This is a genomic window from Micromonospora sp. NPDC050187 (genome assembly GCF_044459745.1).
GTDB lineage: Bacteria > Actinomycetota > Actinomycetes > Mycobacteriales > Micromonosporaceae > Micromonospora.
On the sequence record NZ_JBITJH010000016.1, the window covers coordinates 136,825 to 156,064 of the forward strand.

The following is a 19,240-nucleotide window of genomic DNA, read 5'->3' on the forward strand; positions in this document are numbered from 1 at the left end:
GTATTTTGTGGCGGAACCCGGCCCTGGCTCACCCCCCCCGCCCTCCCCCCCCCGGCGGGGGCCGCGCCGCCCCCGGCGGGGGGGGGGGGGGCCCCCCCCCCCCCCCCCCCCCCGCCGCCGTTTCGTCGTGCTATGGAGCGGTGCGCTGGAACGTGCTCGACGCTGCCAGCGCGATGCCGCCCCGGACGTTGAAGTCGACCGTGACCTTGAGGAAGACCGGTTCGAGGGCCGCCACCAGGTCGTCACGCATCTTCGTCGCCAGGTGTTCGTGGAAGATCCCCTCGTCCCGGAAGGTCTCCAGGTAGAGCTTGAGACTCTTGGTCTCCACTCCCCGGTCGCCGGGACGGTATTCGATCCGGATGGTCGCCCAGTCCGGCTGCCCGGTGATGGGGCAGCGGCAGGTGAACTCCCGGCAGTCGATGGTGATCTCCTGCGAGCTGTCGCCGATCGGGAATGTTTCGAGGGATCGGTCGGGCGGGGTGTCCGCCCGACCGAGCTTCGTCAGAGCCATGAACCGATCATAGGCTCTTCTTCAGCGCCCCCAGATTGTCCCGGACCTTGACCACTGCATCCAGCATGTCCTGTACGTCCTCCGGCTCGACGGAGAGCAGGGAGTGGTGGATCCACACCGCCTCGTCGAAGGCCACCCGCTCGGCGACCGGGAGGTGGAACGCGTCCGGGTCGATCTTCTCGCCGTACCGCTCCCGGATCGCCGGCCAGTCGTCGGCGGTGATGTGGAACAGCTCGTCGCGGTGCATCGGCGGGTAGAAGGTGTTCCCCTCGAACTCGACGCCCTCGGCGAGGATCGCCTCCAGCACCTTGTCCCGGTGGAGCCCGTCCCAGGCCTCGGCGTCGAACCGGAAGAGCAGCTCGTACCGCTGCCGACGGGTGACCCGGGGGTCCTCCGGCAGCGGCTTGAAGCCGCCGATCTCGACGAGTCCCTGGGTCAGCATCTCCGCCATCGCGGTCCGCTGCTTGTCGAGGGCGTCGTACCGGTCGAGCTGACCGAGCAGGACGGCCGCCTGCATCTCGGTGGCCCGGTGGTTCCAGCCGAAGACCCGACCCGGGAACCTGTCGTACGGGGCCTCCTTGCGGCCGACGTGCGCCAGGGACATGGCCCGGTGGAACGCCTCCTCGGTGGCGGTGACCAGGAAGCCACCCTCGCCGGAGGTCATGATCTTGCTGGTCTCGAAGCTGTAGCTGCCGGCGTCGCCGATGGTGCCGACGCACTGGCCCCGCCACTCCGCGAAGTGCGCGTGCGCGCAGTCCTCGATGAGCAGCAGGTTGTGCCGGCGGCAGATGTCCAGCAGCGCGTCCATGTCGGCGACCTGGTTGCCCAGGTGCACCACCATGATCGCCCTGGTCCGGTCGGTGATCGCCTCCTCGACCTTCACCGGGTCGATGCACCAGTTCTCGTCGGAGATGTCCGCCAGCACCGGCACGGCGTTGACGTGCACGATGCCGGCGACCGTCCCGACCCAGGTGAAGGCGGTGGTGATCACCTCGTCACCGGCGTGGATCCCGAGCGCGCGCAGCGCCATCGAGAGGGTCACCGTGCCGTTGGTCGCGAGGAGGCCGTACTTCGCCCCGAGCTTGGCGGTGAACCGCTCGGCGAACTGCTGGTGCATGGTGTTCGGGAAGGGGATGCCGCCGAGGTTGCGGCTCTCGATGACGGTCCGCAGCCGATCCACGTCCTCCGGGCCGACGTGCGGCCACTCCGGCCAGGGCCGGGTCCGGACCGGGTCGCCACCGAGGATGGCCAGTTTCTCCGTCATCAGCGGCTACCCGCCGCGGCGAGGGCCCCGAGGGCGATGTCCGGGTCGATCTCGAAGACCGTGCCCTTGTCACTCATGTCGGTCCACTGCTGCTGGACCTTGTAGCCGATCGGCACCAGGCCCTCGAACGGCAGGTTGTTGTGCTTCACCCAGTAGTTCTCCAATGCGAAGGAGCCGGCCCGCAGGCTCAGGCGGTAGACGGAGTCGTCCGGGGCGACCCGGCTCCGCTCCTGCTCCACGTCGACCTCGTGAGCACCCTTGAACCGCTGCATGGTGCGGACCAGGATGTCCTGGTACACCTCCTGCGCCTCCTCGTCGCTGTAGCCGGCGCGACGGGTGAAGTGCAGGTTGTGGTGGAAGCTCTCCTGCTCGTCGTCGTCGATGTGGATGCCGTACTCGTCCGGCCGGAGCTGGATCGGCGAGTTCCGCTCGACGATGAAGTCGGCGATCTGGTACGTCACCGTGTCGTGGTAGTCGCTGAGGAACTGGTAGAGCTCCTCGGCCTCGTTCCGCTCCTCGGTGGGCAGGCCGACGATGGTCATCAGGAACGGCTTGTAGCCCAGCTCCCGGCTGTCCTGGAGCAGGCGGTGGACGACCTCCATCCGGTTGCCCTTGCGGACCAGGTCGAGCAGGCGCTCGTTCGCCGTCTCCAGGCCGAAGCGCAGGGTGCCCTGCGAGTCACGCATCTTGGTCAGGACGGCCTTGTCGATGTTGCCCTCGAACCGGACGTCGACCTCCCAGAACAGCTCCGGGCGCTGCTTGGCGATGAAGAAGTCGGCGAGCTCGACCAGTCGCTTCGCCGGGAAGACCGCGTCGGCGAAGTCGAAGTGGACGACCCCGGGGTACTGCTCCAGGAAGGTGTCGATGTCCTTCTGGAGGTTCTCGGTGCTGCGTTCCCGGTAGCTCCACGGCGCGAAGTTGGTGATCGCGTTGCAGAACGAGCACTTCATGTAGTAGCAGGACCGCGAGCCCTGGAGGACGAGGCTGCCCTGCCCCTCCTGGAACGTGGTGTACAGCGACAGGTCGAAGTCGCTGTAGTCCGGGGTCGGGAGCTGGTTCATGTCCGCGACCCAGGAGATGTCACCGCTGCGCTCGTAGGTGCCGTCCTCGGTGCGCCAGTGGGTGTTGGGCATGTTCTCCCGCGGCTTGGACATCTCCAGCAGCAGCTTGCGGCCGACCGGCTTGGTGTCGAGCACGCTCTGCTCCGACATCGGCTTGCAGCCGCCGGGGATGCCGACCGGCCGCTCGCCCCGGGACAACGCCTCGGCCATCTTCAGCAGCGGCTCCTCGCCCTCCCGGACGACCAGGGAGTCGATCAGGTCACCCAGTTCCGGGCAGGCCTCCAGGCGCGGGATGAGCATGTCCGCGAAGGAGGTCACCCAGGGGCCGCCCCAGCAGATGTAGAGGTCCGGGTTCTCCTGCTTCATCAGGTAGCCCAGGGTCAGCGCGGGGATGACCTGGTTGTACCCCATGATCGAGAAGCCCATCAGGCCCAGATCGGCGGCCTTGCCGGCCACCTTCTCGTGGTAGAAGGCGTGGTAGATGTTCGCGTCCGGGTCCCGGACCAGCTTCGCGATGCGTTCCGGCTCGTCGCGCAGGATCGACAGGAACTCACAGTACGAGTACGGGAACGGCGGGTCCCAGATGGAGAGGCTCTCCGGCGCCACCTGGCACTGCTGCTGCAGGTCCCACTGCTCGAAGTTCGTCTCGGTGAAGTAGTTGCCGGTGATGTGGTTCAGGAAGAACCGCTTGATGAACGGCTTGGTGAACTCGTGGGTGTTCTCCGGGCCCTGCACCTGCTCGATCTCGACCCGGTCGAGCAGGTACTTGTTGAAGTCCGCGTTCAGGTCGAGGCCAAGAGCCGGCATGCCCTTGCCGCGAAGGTAAGCCGTGAGGGTCGCCACCGAGATCGGCGGGGTCTCCGCCAACAACGACGGTGGGAACGCGACACCGGTGACGATCTTTTTAGTGACGGTCATCTCAGGACTCCTCCATGAGGGATAGGTAGATCGCCTCGAGGCGTTCACCGGCCGAGGCCAGCGAGTACTCCCGCTGGGGAATCGGCTCGGCGTTCTCCGCCAGGCGACGGGCCAGGTCCGGATCGTCGAGCACCATCTCGATGGAGTCGGCGAGCTTCGGAGGGTCGAAGGGCGGCACCAGCACGCCGGTCTCCATGTGCTCGACCAGCTTGTGGACGCCGCTGACATCGTGCGCCACGACCGGGCGCTTCATCATCATGTACTCCAGCACGACGACGCCCAGTTCCTCGTACTGCGAGGGCAGGACGGCCAGCGTCGAGAGCGAGATGATCGACGGGATGTACTCGGGAAGCAGGAAGCCGGTGATGACCAGCTTGTCGGCGACACCGAGCTGGCGGGCCAGCGCCTCGATCTCGCCGCGCTGCGGGCCGTCGCCGGCGATCAGGAACCGGCAGTCCCGCCGCTTGTTCACCTCGGCGGCGGCCTTGACGAACCAGTCCACGCCCTTCTCGGACGAGATCCGACCGACGTAGAGGACGGTCGGCTTGTCGTCGGTGAGCCCGAACCGCTGCCGCAGTTCCTCCCGGCGCTCCGGGGTGTCGTGCCCGACGAAGTTGTCCGTGACCAGGTGCGCCAGTCGGTGCACCCGGTCGTCGGGCACGTGCAGTTCGTCCCGGATCCGCTCGCGCACCTTGTCGCTGAGGGTGAGCACGGCGCCGGAGTGCTGGATGACGTACTTCTCCGCCGACTTCGCCACCGGGTCGACCACCCGCTCGAACACCGTGGTCGGGTGCTGGGTGAGCGACCGGCAGGAGTAGATGTGCGACACGATCGGCACGTCGAGCACCTGCGCCGCGGCGTACGCGTACGCCGGGGCGGAACCGGAACCGTCGCAGTGGGCGTGCACGATCCCGATCTCGCGCTTGAGCTGCTCCTTGTTGCGCATCACGTAGAGCAGGCTGGCCTTCGCCCACGCCCCGACCAGGCCGAAGTAGCCCTCCAGCTTGGACGGGATCGGCAGCACCGGCAGGCGCCGGGCGTGCACGGTGACGTTCGGCGCGATCTGGAGGTCCTTCGGGACACCGGGCGGGGCCATGGTGAGGACCCGTTGCGGGAAGCCCCGCCGGCCCATCTCCGTCACGATCGCGTGGCCCAACACGTGCATGCCGCCCATCGGGTCGAACCGTGGCTTCCACAGCTTCTGGTGATCGGCGTAGAGGAAGAACGGTGTCAGCGAGAGGACGCCCCGTGGGGCCTTGTTGTCAGGCATTCATCTCCACTTTCCGCCCGTCGGCCGCGCTGCGGTACGCCGCTTCGAGCGCTTCGACGACCGCGACGGCGTCGTCCGGGTTGTGCGTCATGGGCCGGCCGTCGAGCACCGCGTCCACGACCTGACGGTCCTGGTGCACGTATCCGCTGTTGCGGATCCACTCCCACTCGGGACGCAGCCATCCCTGGTTGGGCTCCCACACCGCGCCGAACTTGGTGTTGGTGTAGGCCTCGACGCCCATGCCCTGCCAGAGGTCGGCGGTGACCAGCCCCTCCGTGCCGATCACCTCGACGGTGAGCTGTTCTCCGCCGGGGCAGGCCCAGGAGACGTCGCACTGACCGATCGCGCCGTCGGCGAACTCGATCAGGACGACACCCTGGTCCTCGACATCCCCGGCGGCACTGAGCTGCCGGGTACAGGCGGTGACGGCGCTGATGGCCGGCTTGCCGAGCATCCAGCGGCACAACTCGACCGCGTGCCAGCCGAGGTCGGTCAGCGCACCCCCGCCGGCGGTCGCCTTCGACCGGAACCAGTCGGTGTCCGGTCCCGACGTCCGGAAGGCTACCCGGACGGAGTGGACGGTTCCCAGCGCTTCCCGGTCGGCCGCGAGCTCGTGGGCCCGGACGAACTTCGGCGCGTAGACGAAGTTGCCACCGTGCGCGAGGACCACCCCGCGTTCGTGGGCCGCGGCGGCCAGTTGCCGGGCGTGCCCGGTGGAGAGCACGAGCGGCTTCTCCACCAGGACGTTCCGGCCGGCGGCGATGACCTGTGCCGCGATCGGCTCGTGGGTGGCGGCCGGGGTGGCCACCACCACGAGCCGGACCGTGTCGTCAGCCAGCGCCTCGTCGAGGGTCGTGGTGACGCGTGCGCCGAACCGGGTGGCCAGGTCCGTGCCGACGCGCTCGTCCCGGTCCACCACCCACCGCAGATCCACGCGGGGATCTGCGGTGAGGACCTCGGCGTGCACGCCACCCATGAACCCGCCGCCGACGACGGCGACGCCCAGGCGCTCAACCATCGGCAGCACCCACCGTGTCCGGCACCCGGCCTTCCTCCACCGTCCCGACCGGAGCGACCAACTCGAAGTTCGGTATCTCCGGGCGGGCGATCTCGTTGATGACCTCGCCGACCAGCGCCATCGGAACGGAGACCAGCGGGCGGCCGTCGTGCCACAGCGGGTCGCCCAGTCCACCGAGGAGGACCATGGCGCTGCTCTCGGCCGGGTCGGCGAGGTAGCCGCGCTTGTTGTCGAACCGCAGCCGGTGCATCACCTCGTCGAGGTCGACCTCCTCGGGGATGGTCACCATCGCGCCCGCCCGGGTCAACAGCTCCCGGTGCAGGGCGACCGCCTCCTGGTCGAGGTGACCCAGCCGGTGCGACACCTCGGCGGCCACCACCATGCCGAGGCCGATCGCCTGGCCGTGGGAGAGCCCGCCGGCGGCGGTGTACTCGATGGCGTGTCCGACCGTGTGGCCGTACTCCAGCACGAGGCCGGCGCGGCACTCGTGCATGTCGTCCTCGGTCACCGAGGCCTTCGCCAGGATGCTCTCGGAGATGATCTCGTACATCGTCTCGTCGTCGTAGCAGGCGTCCTGCCGCAGCGACGTGCGAAGCATCTCGACCATGCTGGGCCGGATGGCCAGCGAGTTCTTGACGACCTCGCAGAGGCCGGAGACCGTCTCCCGGAACGGCAGACTCCGCAGCATGGCGGTGTCGGCCAGGACGGACTCCGGCGCGTAGAAGGTGCCCATCAGGTTCTTGCCCACACAGGCGTTGACCGCCTGCTTGAGCGAGAGGACCGAGTCGGACATCGCGATGAGCGACGTCGGGACGTGCACGAGGCGGATCCCGCGGAAGAGCAGAGCGGCCATCAGGCCCGCGATGTTGCCGATCACGCCGCCGCCGACCGCGACCACCACCGAGGCACGGTCCGCGCCGAGTTGGAGCGCCGAGTCGGCCAACGTGCCGACGGCTTGGAGATCCTTGTACGGCTCACCGGCGCGGTGGATGAGCAGGTTCGCCGGAACCCGTGGAGAGAGTCGTTCGACCAGTTCCGCGCCGAACAGTGGACCGGTGTTGCTGTCGCAGACGATCAGGAACCGACTGGCCGACATGGCGACCAGGTCTTCCACGATGGCACCGAGACAGTCGGTGCCGAGCCGGAACGGATACCGAACCGAGCCCAGGCGTATCTCGACCTCCATACGCTTACCCTTCGTCACGGGTCCTTACAACCCTTGGATGGGGCCCTTACCTACTGAGAGCCCCGGGGTCGGGGCTCCCGTTCGCGGCGACCGGGGCCGGGGTCGATGAGGAGCCTCCCCGTCCGGCCCGGTGGTCAGCCGCGCAGTTCCCGGTGATTCGTGAACACCTTCTCGAAGGCGCGAACGATGTCCTTCATGTCCGACTCGTCGCCCAGTAGCGCCGAGTGGTGGATCGTGACGACCCGCTGGCCGGCGTCCTCGGCGACCGGCAGCGAGTAGCCGGTCAGGTCGAGTCCGGTGATGCCGTTGAACCGTGCCCGGGTGGCGGGTCGGTAGAGCCGGTTGTGGTTCATCGGCGGGTAGCTGGCGTAGATGGCCGCGCCGGAGAGTTCGGCGGCGACCGCCGGGGCGATCCGCTCGACCCCGATCTGCCCGATCCCGTCGTCTTCGATCCGACCGGCCCACTCGTAGTAGGTGCGTGCGGTGGTGCCGGGCGAGGAGACCTGGGGCTGGATGCCGAGCGCCCCGAGACCCTCGTCGAGCAGGGCCGCGTTGGCCCTTCGCCGCTCGTTCTGCTCGTCGAGCAGTTCGAGCTGGCCGAGGAGGAGCGCCGCCTGGAACTCGGACAGGCACCGGTTGCTGCCCATCAGCTCTGCGGTCTGGGCCAGCTCCATCTCTCCCACCGCGGGCTCGTCCGGCGTGTAGGTGCGGCCGTCCGCCCGCAGGTGCTCGGCCCGCCGGGAGAGCGCGGGGTCCCCGGTGACGACGGCACCGCCCTCACCACTGGTGAGCACCTTGCTGTGCTGCATGCTGAAGGTGCCGAAGGCGCCGAACGTGCCGACCCGACGGCCGCGGTAGCGGGCGCCGTGCGCCTGCGCGCAGTCCTCGATCAGCGGGATGTCGTGCCGCTCGGCGATCGCGGTCAACGCGTCCAGGTCCGCCACGGCGGAGTAGAGGTGGACAACGACGATGGCCGCGGTTCGCGGGGTGATCGCCCGCTCGACGGCCGCCGGGTCGAGACAGAGGGTCTGCGGATCCACGTCGACCGGGACGGGGACCGCGTTGACCCCGGCGACGGTGGATGCGTTGGCGACCCAGGTCAGGCCCGGGATGATAACCTCGTCACCGGCACCGACCCCGCACGCCTCGAGCGCGACCATGAGGCTGGCCGTCCCGCTGGAGGTCGGCACGCAGTGCCCGATCTCGTGGAACTCGGCGAACGCCGCTGCGAATCGCCGCTCGAAGCTCTGCTTCCCCTGATATGGCCCGCTGATGGCCCACCGACCGGAATGGAGAACCTCATTCAGTGCGTCGAGGGCACCGGGCGCAGGAGCGGGCCACAACGGCCACTGCTGCGAACGTATCGGGGAACCACCATTGACGGCAAGAAGGGTCACTTTCACGTCCTCCCCAAGCCAGACTGCGGCAACCGTTAGATCGCGGCCCCGGCCAAGTGTGCCAGACGCAATCACCAGTGTCGACGTGCAAAAACCGGCCAAGCCGGGCTTGCAGGACAGGCCGACCATTATGGACGTGACCAGGTGCCTGATGCGAGCGCTCCCAGGTCCGCCCGGTAATACGCGCGCAATAACCTTAAGTACACCGAGCAATAACTCTTGGTATGTGGACCGCCGCAATCGTGGGGGATTTTTTCCGCTTCGCTGCCGGTTCAGGATCTTTCGGAGGACTCGATGACGACATCTGCGGCCGACGACCGTATCGACCAGATCGAGCAGGCCATCACCAAGAGCCGGCGCTACCAGACGGTGGCCCCGGCCACCGTGCGGCGCCTGGCCCGGGCCGCCCTCGTCGCCGCGCGGGGCGACGTGCCGGACGCGGTGAAGCGCACCAAGCGCGGGCTGCACGAGATCTACGGCGCCTTCCTGCCGCCCAGCCCGCCCAACTACACAGCGTTGCTACGGCAGCTCGACTCCGCTGTGGATGCCGACGACGACGAGGCGATCCGGGCGGCCCTGCGCCGCGCGATGTCGGTGCACGTGTCCACTCGTGAGCGGTTGCCGCACCTTGAGGAGTTCTACCGGGAGATCTTCCGTCACCTGCCCCAGCCGAACACGTTGCGTGACCTCGCCTGTGGCCTCAACCCTCTGGCCGCCCCGTGGATGGGCCTGTCGGACGAGACCGTCTACGTCGCCTCCGACATCGACGCCAGGCTGATCGACTTCGTGGACGCCGCCCTGACGAGGTTGGGCGTCGCCCACCGTACGAGCGTGGTCGACCTCCTCGAGGACCGCCTTGACGAGCCGACCGACGTCACGCTATTGCTGAAGACGCTGCCCTGTCTGGAGACTCAGCGACGAGGCTCCGGCTGGGAAGTGATTGACATTGTCAACTCGCCGATTATCGTGGTAACCTTCCCGACCAAGTCTCTCGGTCAGCGATCGAAGGGGATGTTTCAGAACTATTCACAAAGTTTTGAGTCCCAGGCCAGAGAGCGGTCGTGCCGCATTCAGCGACTGGAGATCGGCAACGAGCTGATTTACGTCATTCAGAAATAGCTTTTCGCCACTCTTCCGGAAGAATCGGATGGCGTCGTGCGCGTACTTCGGCTGACTCCCTTTTTTCACCACGACTACGTCGACCACTGGCCGGCCGAGTTCGATCCGGTGGGCGGCATGCAGGTGCAGATCCTGGCGTTGTCCCGCAGCCTGGCCAGGGCGGGCGTCGACCAGCTCGTGCTGACCCTGGGCTTTCCGGGGTTGCCGCCGACGAAGCAGATCGAGCCGGGCCTGACCGTTCGCATCGCCCGGGTGACCCTGCCCCAGATCCGTTCCGAGATCACCGGCCTGGTCGGGCTGGGACAGGCGTGGCTGATCGGCACCATTCGGGAGTGCCTTCGGCTGCGTCGCGGTGACTGGCGTCCCGATCTCGTTCACGTACACGCCGACGGCCAGATCTGGCCGCTGGTCGCGGGTCGGATCGCCGCCCGGATCCTGGGCGTGCCGTACGTGCTCACCCTGCACTGCTCCCGACTCTCCGTCTACCAGCCGATGTCGGCGGTGGATGCCATGGCGCACCGCCTGGTCACCCAGGCGGAACGGCAGGCGCTGCGCTCCGCGGCCCGGGTCAGCACCCTGACCGCCCGCACCGCCGACGTGGTGAGCGCCGCGACCGGTCTGGACCGGTCCGCCATCGTGGTCAACCCGGACGCGGTCGACATCACTCCGGCCACGCCCGCCGAGGCTGCGGCGTTCGCGCAGCGACACGGCCTGACCGGCCGCCGGCCGATCATCGGCTACATCGGCCGGGTCGCCCACGAGAAGGGCTGGCCGGACCTGCTCCGGCTGGCCGAACTCCTGGACGACCTCTCCCCGACCTTCCTCGTCGTCGGCGACGGCCCCCAGCGGGAGCGGATGGAGCGGGAGATCGCCGAGGCCGGCCGCGCGCACCAGTTCGTGGTGACCGGCTTCCTTCCGCACGACCAGGTGCCGGCCGCCCTCGCCCTGGTGGACACCCTGGTCATGCCCTCGATCCACGAGGAACTCGGCGGTAGCGCGATCGAGGCGATCATGGCGGGCACCCCGGTCGCCGCCTACGCGGTCGGGGGCCTGCGCAGCACCATCGGCTCCGCCTGCCCCGACCTGCTGAGCGAGCCCGGCGACGTACGCGGACTCGCCGACGTCGTCCGGCGCGTGCTGGCCGACCGGGACGCGGTGGTCGCCCAGATCCACGCCGCGCAGACCAGTACCGCCAGCACCTTCGACGTCGCCGCCACCCGGGACCGGATGATCGACTGCTACCGCGCCGCCCTCGCCGGGGCCGGGGCGGCGAGCGGGAAGTGACCGGGCAGCGGAGCATGGAGACCGCCCCGGCGAACACGGACGTCCGCCCGGCCCGGGGTCACGTACTGGTGACCGGCGGGAACCGGGGCCTCGGGCTGGCCACCGCCACCCTCCTGGTCGACGACGGCTGGTCCGTCCTGCTCGGATGCCGCGACGACCGGCGGGGCGCGGCGGCCGCCACGGCGCTGCGCCGCCGGGGCGGCCGGGCCGGACACGTACCCCTGGACGTGACCTCACCGGCGAGCATCGCGGCCGCGGCCGACCTGGTCGCCGACCGCACCGACGGACGCCTCGCCGGCCTGGTCAACAACGCCGGGGTCTTCCTCGACGAACGTGACGCCGACCTGGAGAGCGTCACCGCCGAGGCGGTCCACGAACTGCTCGCCGTCAACGCGGTCGGCCCCCTGCTGGTGACCCGCGCCATGCTGCCGTTGCTGCGGGCCGCGGCGGGGGCTGCCGTGGTCAACGTGAGCGCCGACGACGCCGACCCGGCCACCGCCGACGGAGAGGCCACCGGCTACCGGATGTCGAAGGCCGCGCTGAACATCATGACCGTCAACCTGGCGGTCGCCCTGCGCGAGCAGGACGTCGTCGTCAACGCGGTCGATCCGGGCTGGATCCCCACCGACATGGGCGGCCCGGAGGCGCCCGACGACACCATGGCCGCCGCACGCCTGGTGGCCTGGGCCGTCACGGCCGCCCGGACACACGGGACCACCGGCCAGGTGCTCACCGTCCGGCAACCCCCCGACGCGCTGCGGGCCGATCCCGTGACCGTCGGCGCACCCCCGACCGTCGTACCTCCGCACGGACAACCCCAGTGACCGGTCGGTCCCGTCGGGACCCCATGCGTCCGGCCGGCACGCAGACCCAACCCGGGAGGTTCTCATCAGCGTTTCCGCCGACCTCAGTACCGGTCACGAGGACATCACGGCCCGGCTGCGGTACGGCCCGGAGCCGACCGCCGACGACACCGCCCGCGTCGCCGACGTCTGTGTGATCGGCAGCGGCGCCTCCGGTGCGATCACCGCGTGGGCCCTGCAACGAGCCGGTCTCGACGTCGTGGTCGTCGAACAGGGCCCCTTCGTGGATCCCTGGGTGAGCTACGACGACGTCGAGACGGTCGCCGAGACCGCCTGGATCCGCCAGGACAGCGGCCTCTGGGAGAAGACCGGCAACCCCTGGTCCACCTGCAACGTCGGTGGGGGAACCGTCTTCTTCGGCGGTGCGGCCTTCCGCTACCGTCCGGTCGACTTCGACGCGGAGAGCCGGCTGGGCCGCTCCGACCTGCCGCTGCGCTGGCCGTGGACGGTGGACGAACTCGATCCCTACTACGAGTTCGTGGAACTGGCGCTCGGTATCTCCGGTGGCGGGCACGACCCGAGCCTGCCGAGCAACCCGGCGTACCCGATGCGGCCGGTCGAGACCACCGCGGAGGGCGCGGCCATCCAGGCGGCGGCCCGCTCACTCGGCCTGAACCCCTTCCCGACGCCCCTGGCCATCGCGACCGAGTCGTACCACGGCCGGCTGGCGTGCGCCGGCGAGCGGCCGTGCATTTCCAACCGGTGCGAGCGTGGTGCGAAGGGGGACGCGCTCACCGTCTTCCTCGACCCGGCGCGCAAGGCCGGACTGCGGCTCTTCGCCGGTCTGAAGGCCGTCCGGCTGCTCCGGCGCGACGCCACCAGCGTCGACGGTGTCGAGTGCGTCCGGGTGGACAACGGCAACCGGCACGTCCTGCGCGCCCGGCACGTGGTCGTCGCCGGCAACGCCGTCCAGAGTGCCGCCCTGCTGCTGCGCTCCGCCGACGAGGTCAGCCCGCAGGGCCTGGGCAACGAGCACGACATGGTCGGCCGGGGCCTGTGCTTCAAGATGAGCGGGTACGTCCTCGGCTACCGGCGCACCGACACCCCGGTGACCCCGGGCGGTGGCCGGGTCGCCGGTCCGGGTCCCTTCTCCACCGCCGCCATCACCGACTACTACACCGCCGACGACGCACCCGGCGGACTCGGCGGGGTGATCTTCGAGTCCCGCCCGGAGGAGGCCCTCCAGCTGCGTCCCGACGAGCAGATCATCCGGTTGGAGTGCCTGGTGCCCGACCAGCCCCGCGCCGACAACCGGGTGTCCCTCGGCCGGGGCGTCGACCAGTTCGGCCTGCCGGACGTGGTGATGGACTACTCGCCCCACCCCCGGGACCGGGCCCGCCTGGAGTACCTCCAACAGCGGGCCGAGGGGATCCTGCGGGCTGCGGGCTGTGACCTGACCTGGCGCGAGTCGTCGTACTTCTGGATGGGCAGCACCCACCTGCACGGCACCTGCCGCGCCGGCACCGACCCCCGCACCTCGGTCACCGACCCGGACGGGCGGGTACACGGCCTGACGAACCTGATGGTGGTCGACGGGGGCGTGATGCCCTACCCGGGCGGCGTCAACCCCACCCTCACCATCCAGGCCCTCGCCCTGCGGATGGCCCGCCAGCTCCTGGTCCGGGAGTTCGGCGTCGACCCCGATTTCTCGCTGTGACCTGTCGGAACGGAACGAATCGAGCGACACGATGACCATCGACATCGGTGCCGGCAAGCTGCTGGCCCAGGAACCCACCTGCCCCCGGGACGCCGACGGACGCCCCCGGGTCTTCGTCGAGGGCTCGGGCGCGTACCTGACCGACCCGGACGGCCGGCGGTGGATCGACTTCGACAACGCCCGGGGATCGGTCGTCCTCGGCCACGGCGACGAGGAGGTCGCCGAGGCGATCTCCCGTGCCGCCCGGGGCCGCTCGGGAGTGGGCACCGCCTGGAGTCCGGTGCTGGACAACCTGCTCGGCCAGTTGCAGGAGGTGTGCGGCGGCGACGTGGTCGGTCTCTACCGCACCGGCACCGCCGCGCTCCGCTCGGTGACCTGCGCCGTCCGGGACGCCCGCGACCGGTCGATCGTCCTCAGCTCGGGATACCACGGGTACGACCCGATGTGGCACTGCGACGAGCCCTTCACCCCCAACCAGCACGGCGTCGTCGAGTTCCTCTTCGACCTGGACGTGCTCGCCGAGTGGCTGAGCCGCCCGGAGCAGGTGGCCGCCGTGGTCATCTCCCCGGACCACATGCACCTCGGTGAGCGCTGGTACACCGAGTTCACCCGGCTGACCCGGGAGGCGGACGTCCCGGTCATCGCCGACGAGGTCAAGGTCGGTCTCCGCTACCGGGCCGGGCTCTCCACCCCCCTCCTCGACCCGGCCGTCTGGATCGTGGCGAAGTGCCTGGCCAACGGCTCCCCGGTCGCGGCGGTGGGCGGGGACGCCCACCTGCTCGCCGCGCTGGAGGACGTCTCGTTCACCTCGTACTTCGAGCCGACCGCCATGGCCGCCGCGACCACCACGCTGCGGCGGATGGCGACCGGGGAGCCGCAGCGGGCCATCCGGGCCGCGGGTGACCGCTTCATCGCCCACACCCGGGCGGCGTTCGCCGGCGCCGGCGTCCCGATCGACCTCGCCGGCAACGGCAACCTCTTCCAGTTCGTCTGCGCCGACGACGAGGTGCAGGACGCCTTCCACGCCGCCGCGGCGGCCGAGGGCCTGCTCTTCTTCGAGGGCGACAACCAGACCCCCTCGGCGGCGTTCACCGACGAGGTGGTCGAGGACGCGTGCGGCCGGATCGACCGGGTCAGCGCCGCGCTGACCGGCCGCTTCACCAGCCGCGAGCTGACCGAGGAGTCCTGGTACGCCAGCGCCTGGGGTGCGATGGACGGTCTGGCGGACCGGCCGCGCACCCGGGAGGAGACCACCGCGATCGTCGAGCGCCTCTGGGAGGACTGAGGCCACCGGCGATCACTCCTTGTGGATCGCCACCAGGTCCTCCGACGCCAGAGTGGCCCGCGACCAGCTCCACCCCCGGTCGCGGGCCAACTCGGCCAGCTCCTCGACGTGGCGCGGCACGAAGACCGCCGCCCGGCCGTTCATGGCCCGGGTGGGGAACGACACCACCACGTGCCGGCACGCCAGCCGGTCGACCAGCGCCAGCCCCGCGCCGGGCCGGCGTCCCTCCAGGCAGTGGTACGTCTTGAGCAGCAACGCCAGGTCCGCGCTCACCCGGTGGCCGTCGGTGAGCACCTCCTCGTGCCGGATCTCGCACTCCGGATAGGTCCGGGCGAGGAACGCGTTGCCCAGCGCGACGAACGTCGCGTTGAAGTCGTAGCCGACGTAGCGGGCGTCGCTCACCTCCCGCAGCCAGGGCACGGTGAACGGGTTCAGCGCGCACGCGATGTCGGCCACCGTCTCCGGCGGCGGCACCAGCCCGAACAGGGTCGGATAGAAGGCGTCCAGGTCGGGCAGGCGCTCGGCGGTGGAGAAGTGCCCGGCCAGCACCTGCCGGCACCAGTCCCGCCGGGACCGCGGGTCGTCGAGGTCGGCCCGGTCCAGCGCCTTGCGCAGCGCCGCCGGCCGGGCGGTGAGCAGGTGCAGGGCGGCGACCTTGTGCAGCCGGGCCCGGACCCGCCGTTCCAGCTCGGCGGCGTCGCCGGTGGCCCGGCCCTCCCGCCGGACCAGGTCGGCGATGGTCTCCGGGTGCACGTCGCGGTACTTGGCCGCAGCGGTGAGCCGGACGATCACCTTCGCCACCGCGGGGGACTCCGCTGTCCGCGACGACGGCCCGGCCGCAGCCGACTCCGGCAGCGTGGCCGGCGTCGGCTCACCGGCCGGCACCAGGCCCGGCGGGGGCGACGTCACCGGCCGGTCACCCGAGCCGGGCCGGCTCACGCAGGCCCGGCCGGGCCATCCGCCCGGCCCGGATCATCTCCAGCAGGCGGGTGTAGAAGCGCAGGTTGTGCAGGGTGGCGAGCCGGTCCGCCAGACCGTCCTTCACCCGGAAGAGATGGTGCAGATAGCTGCGGCTGTACCGCCGACAGGTCGGGCAGTCGCAGGTGGCGCAGATCGGCTCGTCCTTGCGGGAGTTCTCCTCGTCCAGGATGTAGACGTTCTGGTAGAAGCTCCGGTCCGGGGTGAGCAGCCGGTCGGCGATCTCCGGCACGAACGCGTAGAGCCGGCCGTGCCGGGCGTCTCGGGTCGGGATCGTGCAGTCGAAGACCCAGCGCATGTCCAGCTCGCAGAGGGAGACCAGGTGCTCGGGTCGCCCGACCCCCAGTGCGAACAACGGCGCGTCCTGCGGGGTGATCCGGGAGAGCAGGGCGAACATCTCGCGCTCCAGCTCACCCTCGGCGCTGAGCGGCCAGCCCCCGAACCCGAAACCCTGCGCCCCGGACTCCACGAGGGCGTCGACGCAGCGCTGCCGCAGCTCCGGATCGGTGCCGCCCTGCACCACCCCGACCAGCAGCGGCGGCTCCGCCATCCGGCGCTGCCGGCACTGGAGGTCGTACGCCTGCCGGGCCTGCCGGAACCAGCGGATCGTCCGCTCGGTCGAGGCGAGCTGCTCGGCCGGGGAGTCCTCCGGGCCGGTGCAGTCGTCGAGGGCGACCACCACGTCCGAGCGGAGACCGAACTGCCACTCGATGACCTTCTCCGGGGTCAGCACGATCTTCTTCGCCGTCGGCGACTCCTGGAAGGTCACCCCGCTGGACCGGATCGCCCCCTTCTTGCCCTGCTTGCGGAGCAGGGAGAGGACCTGGAACCCGCCGGAGTCGGAGACGATCACGCCGTCCCAGGCCATGAAGCGGTGCAGCCCGCCGGCCCGCTTGATGCTCTGCAGGCCGGGACGCTGGGCCAGGTGCATCGCGTTGACCATGACCGCCTCGATCCCCACCGTGGCCAGGTCGAGGGTGTCGACCGCCCGGACCGAGGCCCGGGTGCCGTCGGGCAGGAAGGTGGGCAGGACGACCGACCCGTGGGCGGTGTCCAGCGAGGGGCCCGCCGGGGCGGCAGGGTCCGCGGAGGTCATCAGGTCGCAGCTCCTCGGCAGCGGGAAGACGGGATCCTCCAGGGTACGTGCCCCGGCGGGCCGGGCCTCATGCGCCGGCCGTACCGACGGCGGCCGGTGCGCCCGCCCTGCCGCGCGCCCGCTCGGCCCGGCGGCGGATCTGCTGGTACGCGCCGGTCAGCCCCATCGCCCGGCGTACCTCGACGAGGGTGCGCCGGACCTCCTCGCGGGTCCGTTCGGTGCCGTCGACGATCAGCTGGTCGACGAGCCCGCGCTCGGCCGCGAAGCCGGCCCGACGTTCCCGCATGGGGTCGAGGAACCGGTTGAGCGCCGCCGCGAGCCGCTCCTTGACCTCGACGTCGCCGACCCGCCCGGCCCGGTAGCGCTCCTTCAGCTCGTCGACCTCGGCCCGGTCCGGGTTGAACACGTCGTGGTAGACGAAGACCGGATTTCCCGCCACGGTCCCCGGCACGTCGGCCCGGACCCGGTTCGGGTCGGTGTACATCCCGAGCACCTTGCGCCGAACCACCGCCGGCTCGTCGGCGAGCGCGATGGCGTTGCCGAGACTCTTGCTCATCTTGGCCCGGCCGTCCGTGCCGACCAGCGTCGGCGTCTCGGCGTGGATCATCTCCGGTACGGGCAGCACGTCCCCGTAGAGGTGGTTGAACCGGCGGGCCACCTCCCGGGTCACCTCCACGTGCGCGGCGTTGTCCCGGCCCACCGGCACGACGTCGGCCCGGACGCAGAGGATGTCGGCCGCCTGGAGGACGGGATAGCCGAGCAACCCGTACGGCATCTCCTCCTTGCCGGCGGCCCCGGCCATCTCCTTCAGCGACGGCACCCGCTCCAACCTCGGCACGGTGACCAGGTTCTGGAAGAGCGTGTTCAGGTCGCCGACCTCGGGGACGGCGGACTGGAGGTAGAACGTGGCCCGGTCCGGCTCGACCCCGGCGGCGAGAATGTCGAGAACCATCTCCCGGGCGTTGCCGGCGATCCGGGAGATGTCCTCGCGGGTGTTCCTCGTGGTGAGCATGTGCAGGTCGGCGATGATGAAGAAGCTCTCGTAGCGCTGGTGCAGCCGGACCCGGTTGGCGATGCTGCCCACGTAGTGGCCGAGGTGAAGCCGCCCGGTGGGGCGGTCGCCGGTGAGCATCCGTGCAGCGGACATGGTGGTACCTCTCGTGTCGTACGGGTGGAGGGTTTCGCGTGCGCGCGTCGACGCGGGGCGGGACGCCCCGGATCGGTGTTCAGCAGGGTCGGCTCAGCGAGCCGGTTGCCATCGCGCGCCGTCGCGGAACCGGAGCCCGCGGGCACGGAGGACGTCCAGGAGGCGGTCACGCCCGTCCCCGGACCTGGTCGCCGCCGGACGCGGCGTGGCGCGGGCCGGCAGGTCGTCGCTCAGGTCGACGCCCGCCGCCGGGAGGTTGCTCGTCCGGACCACGGGTCCACGGTAACCCCGTCGGCCGAGATGCGGTGCCCTGACCAGGGTCGACGTGTCTCCGACGCTGGCATACTCGTCGGCCATGGTGCTGTCACGTGGCTGGGCGCTCTTCCTTGTCGGTGTCGGGGTCTGGACCTGGGTGATCTGGCCGAGGTTCGCGGTCGCGATCTGGAACGACCCACGGTCGTGGTCGACCGGGACGGTCGGCGAGGGTGGCGGTACCGGCTTTCTCTGGATCCACGCGCTGCTGATCACCGCCTCCCTGGCCATCGGCACGGCGGTCGGCGTGCTGGGTGTCCGGGGAGTGCTCGCCCAGCGGCGTGCCCGCTGACCGCGCCAACCGCCCACTGACCAGGCGGTATAGCTGGACGTCGACGATGTGACGCGGGCCGCTGCCCCCTCGATTTGACGTCCAAACCCTCGGACGCGTAACTTTCTCTCTGCCAGCGCGGAACGGACGAAACAGGGCAAAGCACCTGGGAGTCCGGAACGGGCCGGCACCGGGCGGGAGGGTTTCACTCCTCCGGCACCGGGATCCGGGTGGTGCTCCACCGGTCGGCCGAGGGGTCGATTTGGCGGGGCGGAACCGGCCGGGTAAGGTTCACGACCGGCAGGGAACCGGGCGAGCGAGCGGGAGACCGCAGCGGCCGGCCTGCTGAATCCGATGATCGAAGCGCAGTGGTTCGCCTCTGCCTGCGGTCAGCGGGGCCAAACCGTACCAAGCGCGACAGACCGGGACACACGGTTTGACACGGCGGAAACGGTGAGGTAACGTAGTAGAAGTGCTCGACGCGGAAGCGGCGGGTGCGAGGATGAGATGCCCCGGATGGTTCCCGGTGAGGGTTCCGGATGGTGTGTGGTTGTTCTTTGAGAACTCAACAGGGTGCTTGATAAGCCAGTGCCAATTAAGTTA

The 19,240-nt window shown here is 70.1% G+C and carries 16 protein-coding genes; 6 read left to right on the forward strand and 10 right to left on the reverse strand.

Translation table 11 applies throughout. The features are described from left to right. Positions 1–130: 130 nt before the first annotated feature. From queF to ACIBJE_RS23230, 7 genes are all read right to left on the reverse strand, one after another. Complete coding sequence (queF, locus tag ACIBJE_RS23200; protein WP_396751529.1) at positions 131–511, reverse strand: preQ(1) synthase; 381 nt, start codon at positions 509–511, stop codon at positions 131–133. 7 nt (positions 512–518) lie between these two features. After that, positions 519–1,775, reverse strand: coding sequence for a DegT/DnrJ/EryC1/StrS family aminotransferase (locus ACIBJE_RS23205; protein WP_396751531.1), 1,257 nt, complete (start codon positions 1,773–1,775; stop codon positions 519–521). After that, positions 1,775–3,754, reverse strand: coding sequence for a B12-binding domain-containing radical SAM protein (locus tag ACIBJE_RS23210; protein WP_396751533.1), 1,980 nt, complete (start codon positions 3,752–3,754; stop codon positions 1,775–1,777). Before ACIBJE_RS23210 ends, ACIBJE_RS23205 begins: the two co-directional genes overlap by 1 nt. Position 3,755: 1 nt before the next feature. Next, positions 3,756–5,024, reverse strand: a complete 1,269-nt coding sequence (locus ACIBJE_RS23215; RefSeq protein ID WP_396751535.1) for a glycosyltransferase family 4 protein — start codon at positions 5,022–5,024, stop codon at positions 3,756–3,758. Then, entirely contained in the window at positions 5,017–6,042 is a 1,026-nt protein-coding gene (locus tag ACIBJE_RS23220) for a Gfo/Idh/MocA family protein (RefSeq protein ID WP_396751537.1), read from the reverse strand. The genes ACIBJE_RS23215 and ACIBJE_RS23220 overlap by 8 nt, the downstream gene beginning before the upstream one ends. Then, on the reverse strand, positions 6,035–7,246 hold the full coding sequence (locus tag ACIBJE_RS23225) for a 2-deoxy-scyllo-inosose synthase (protein WP_396751539.1): 1,212 nt from the start codon (positions 7,244–7,246) through the stop codon (positions 6,035–6,037). The genes ACIBJE_RS23220 and ACIBJE_RS23225 overlap by 8 nt, the downstream gene beginning before the upstream one ends. A 116-nt stretch (positions 7,247–7,362) precedes the next feature. After that, positions 7,363–8,631 carry a DegT/DnrJ/EryC1/StrS family aminotransferase gene (locus ACIBJE_RS23230; RefSeq protein ID WP_396751541.1) on the reverse strand — a complete coding sequence of 423 codons (1,269 nt, stop codon included), beginning with the start codon at positions 8,629–8,631 and terminating at the stop codon, positions 7,363–7,365. Positions 8,632–8,919: 288 nt separating this feature from the next. On the opposite strand from ACIBJE_RS23230, the gene ACIBJE_RS23235 reads away from it, so the two are divergent. From ACIBJE_RS23235 to ACIBJE_RS23255, 5 genes are all read left to right on the forward strand, one after another. After that, entirely contained in the window at positions 8,920–9,744 is an 825-nt protein-coding gene (locus ACIBJE_RS23235; RefSeq protein WP_396751543.1) for an Rmt family 16S rRNA (guanine(1405)-N(7))-methyltransferase, read from the forward strand. A 36-nt stretch (positions 9,745–9,780) separates the two neighbouring features. After that, positions 9,781–11,028, forward strand: a complete 1,248-nt coding sequence (locus ACIBJE_RS23240; protein ID WP_396751545.1) for a glycosyltransferase family 4 protein — start codon at positions 9,781–9,783, stop codon at positions 11,026–11,028. A 14-nt stretch (positions 11,029–11,042) separates the two neighbouring features. Then, entirely contained in the window at positions 11,043–11,852 is an 810-nt protein-coding gene (locus ACIBJE_RS23245) for an SDR family NAD(P)-dependent oxidoreductase (RefSeq protein ID WP_396751547.1), read from the forward strand. Between the two features lie 172 nt (positions 11,853–12,024). Next, positions 12,025–13,548, forward strand: coding sequence for a GMC oxidoreductase (locus ACIBJE_RS23250; protein WP_396751549.1), 1,524 nt, complete (start codon positions 12,025–12,027; stop codon positions 13,546–13,548). Positions 13,549–13,579: 31 nt separating this feature from the next. Further along, positions 13,580–14,833, forward strand: coding sequence for an aminotransferase class III-fold pyridoxal phosphate-dependent enzyme (locus tag ACIBJE_RS23255; RefSeq protein WP_396751551.1), 1,254 nt, complete (start codon positions 13,580–13,582; stop codon positions 14,831–14,833). Positions 14,834–14,845: 12 nt separating this feature from the next. Here the strand turns inward: ACIBJE_RS23255 and ACIBJE_RS23260 are convergent, their stop codons facing one another. The 3 genes from ACIBJE_RS23260 to trpS all read right to left on the reverse strand — a co-directional run bounded on the left by ACIBJE_RS23260 (position 14,846) and on the right by trpS (position 18,054). Continuing rightward, entirely contained in the window at positions 14,846–15,742 is an 897-nt protein-coding gene (locus ACIBJE_RS23260; RefSeq protein ID WP_396751553.1) for a hypothetical protein, read from the reverse strand. 7 nt (positions 15,743–15,749) lie between these two features. Beyond that, positions 15,750–16,907: a tRNA-ribosyltransferase family protein gene (locus tag ACIBJE_RS23265; protein ID WP_396751555.1), complete on the reverse strand. Its 1,158-nt coding sequence runs from the start codon at positions 16,905–16,907 to the stop codon at positions 15,750–15,752. Positions 16,908–16,974: 67 nt separating this feature from the next. Continuing rightward, positions 16,975–18,054: a tryptophan--tRNA ligase gene (gene trpS / locus ACIBJE_RS23270; RefSeq protein ID WP_396751557.1), complete on the reverse strand. Its 1,080-nt coding sequence runs from the start codon at positions 18,052–18,054 to the stop codon at positions 16,975–16,977. 355 nt (positions 18,055–18,409) lie between these two features. Between trpS and ACIBJE_RS23275 the strand changes: the two genes are divergently transcribed. Next, positions 18,410–18,658 carry an SCO4848 family membrane protein gene (locus ACIBJE_RS23275; protein ID WP_396751559.1) on the forward strand — a complete coding sequence of 83 codons (249 nt, stop codon included), beginning with the start codon at positions 18,410–18,412 and terminating at the stop codon, positions 18,656–18,658. The last annotated feature ends 582 nt before the right edge of the window (positions 18,659–19,240 follow it).

Bases quoted from the DNA above. Each gene is read 5' to 3' on its own strand.
- ACIBJE_RS23205 (WP_396751531.1), bottom strand. From the start codon at position 1,775: ATGACGGAGAAACTGGCCATCCTCGGTGGCGACCCGGTCCGGACCCGG.
- queF (WP_396751529.1), bottom strand. From the start codon at position 511: ATGGCTCTGACGAAGCTCGGTCGGGCGGACACCCCGCCCGACCGATCC.
- ACIBJE_RS23275 (WP_396751559.1), top strand. From the start codon at position 18,410: ATGGTGCTGTCACGTGGCTGGGCGCTCTTCCTTGTCGGTGTCGGGGTC.
- ACIBJE_RS23245 (WP_396751547.1), top strand. From the start codon at position 11,043: ATGGAGACCGCCCCGGCGAACACGGACGTCCGCCCGGCCCGGGGTCAC.
- ACIBJE_RS23210 (WP_396751533.1), bottom strand. From the start codon at position 3,754: ATGACCGTCACTAAAAAGATCGTCACCGGTGTCGCGTTCCCACCGTCG.
- ACIBJE_RS23265 (WP_396751555.1), bottom strand. From the start codon at position 16,907: ATGACCTCCGCGGACCCTGCCGCCCCGGCGGGCCCCTCGCTGGACACC.
- trpS (WP_396751557.1), bottom strand. From the start codon at position 18,054: ATGTCCGCTGCACGGATGCTCACCGGCGACCGCCCCACCGGGCGGCTT.
- ACIBJE_RS23255 (WP_396751551.1), top strand. From the start codon at position 13,580: ATGACCATCGACATCGGTGCCGGCAAGCTGCTGGCCCAGGAACCCACC.
- ACIBJE_RS23220 (WP_396751537.1), bottom strand. From the start codon at position 6,042: ATGGTTGAGCGCCTGGGCGTCGCCGTCGTCGGCGGCGGGTTCATGGGT.
- ACIBJE_RS23215 (WP_396751535.1), bottom strand. From the start codon at position 5,024: ATGCCTGACAACAAGGCCCCACGGGGCGTCCTCTCGCTGACACCGTTC.
- ACIBJE_RS23235 (WP_396751543.1), top strand. From the start codon at position 8,920: ATGACGACATCTGCGGCCGACGACCGTATCGACCAGATCGAGCAGGCC.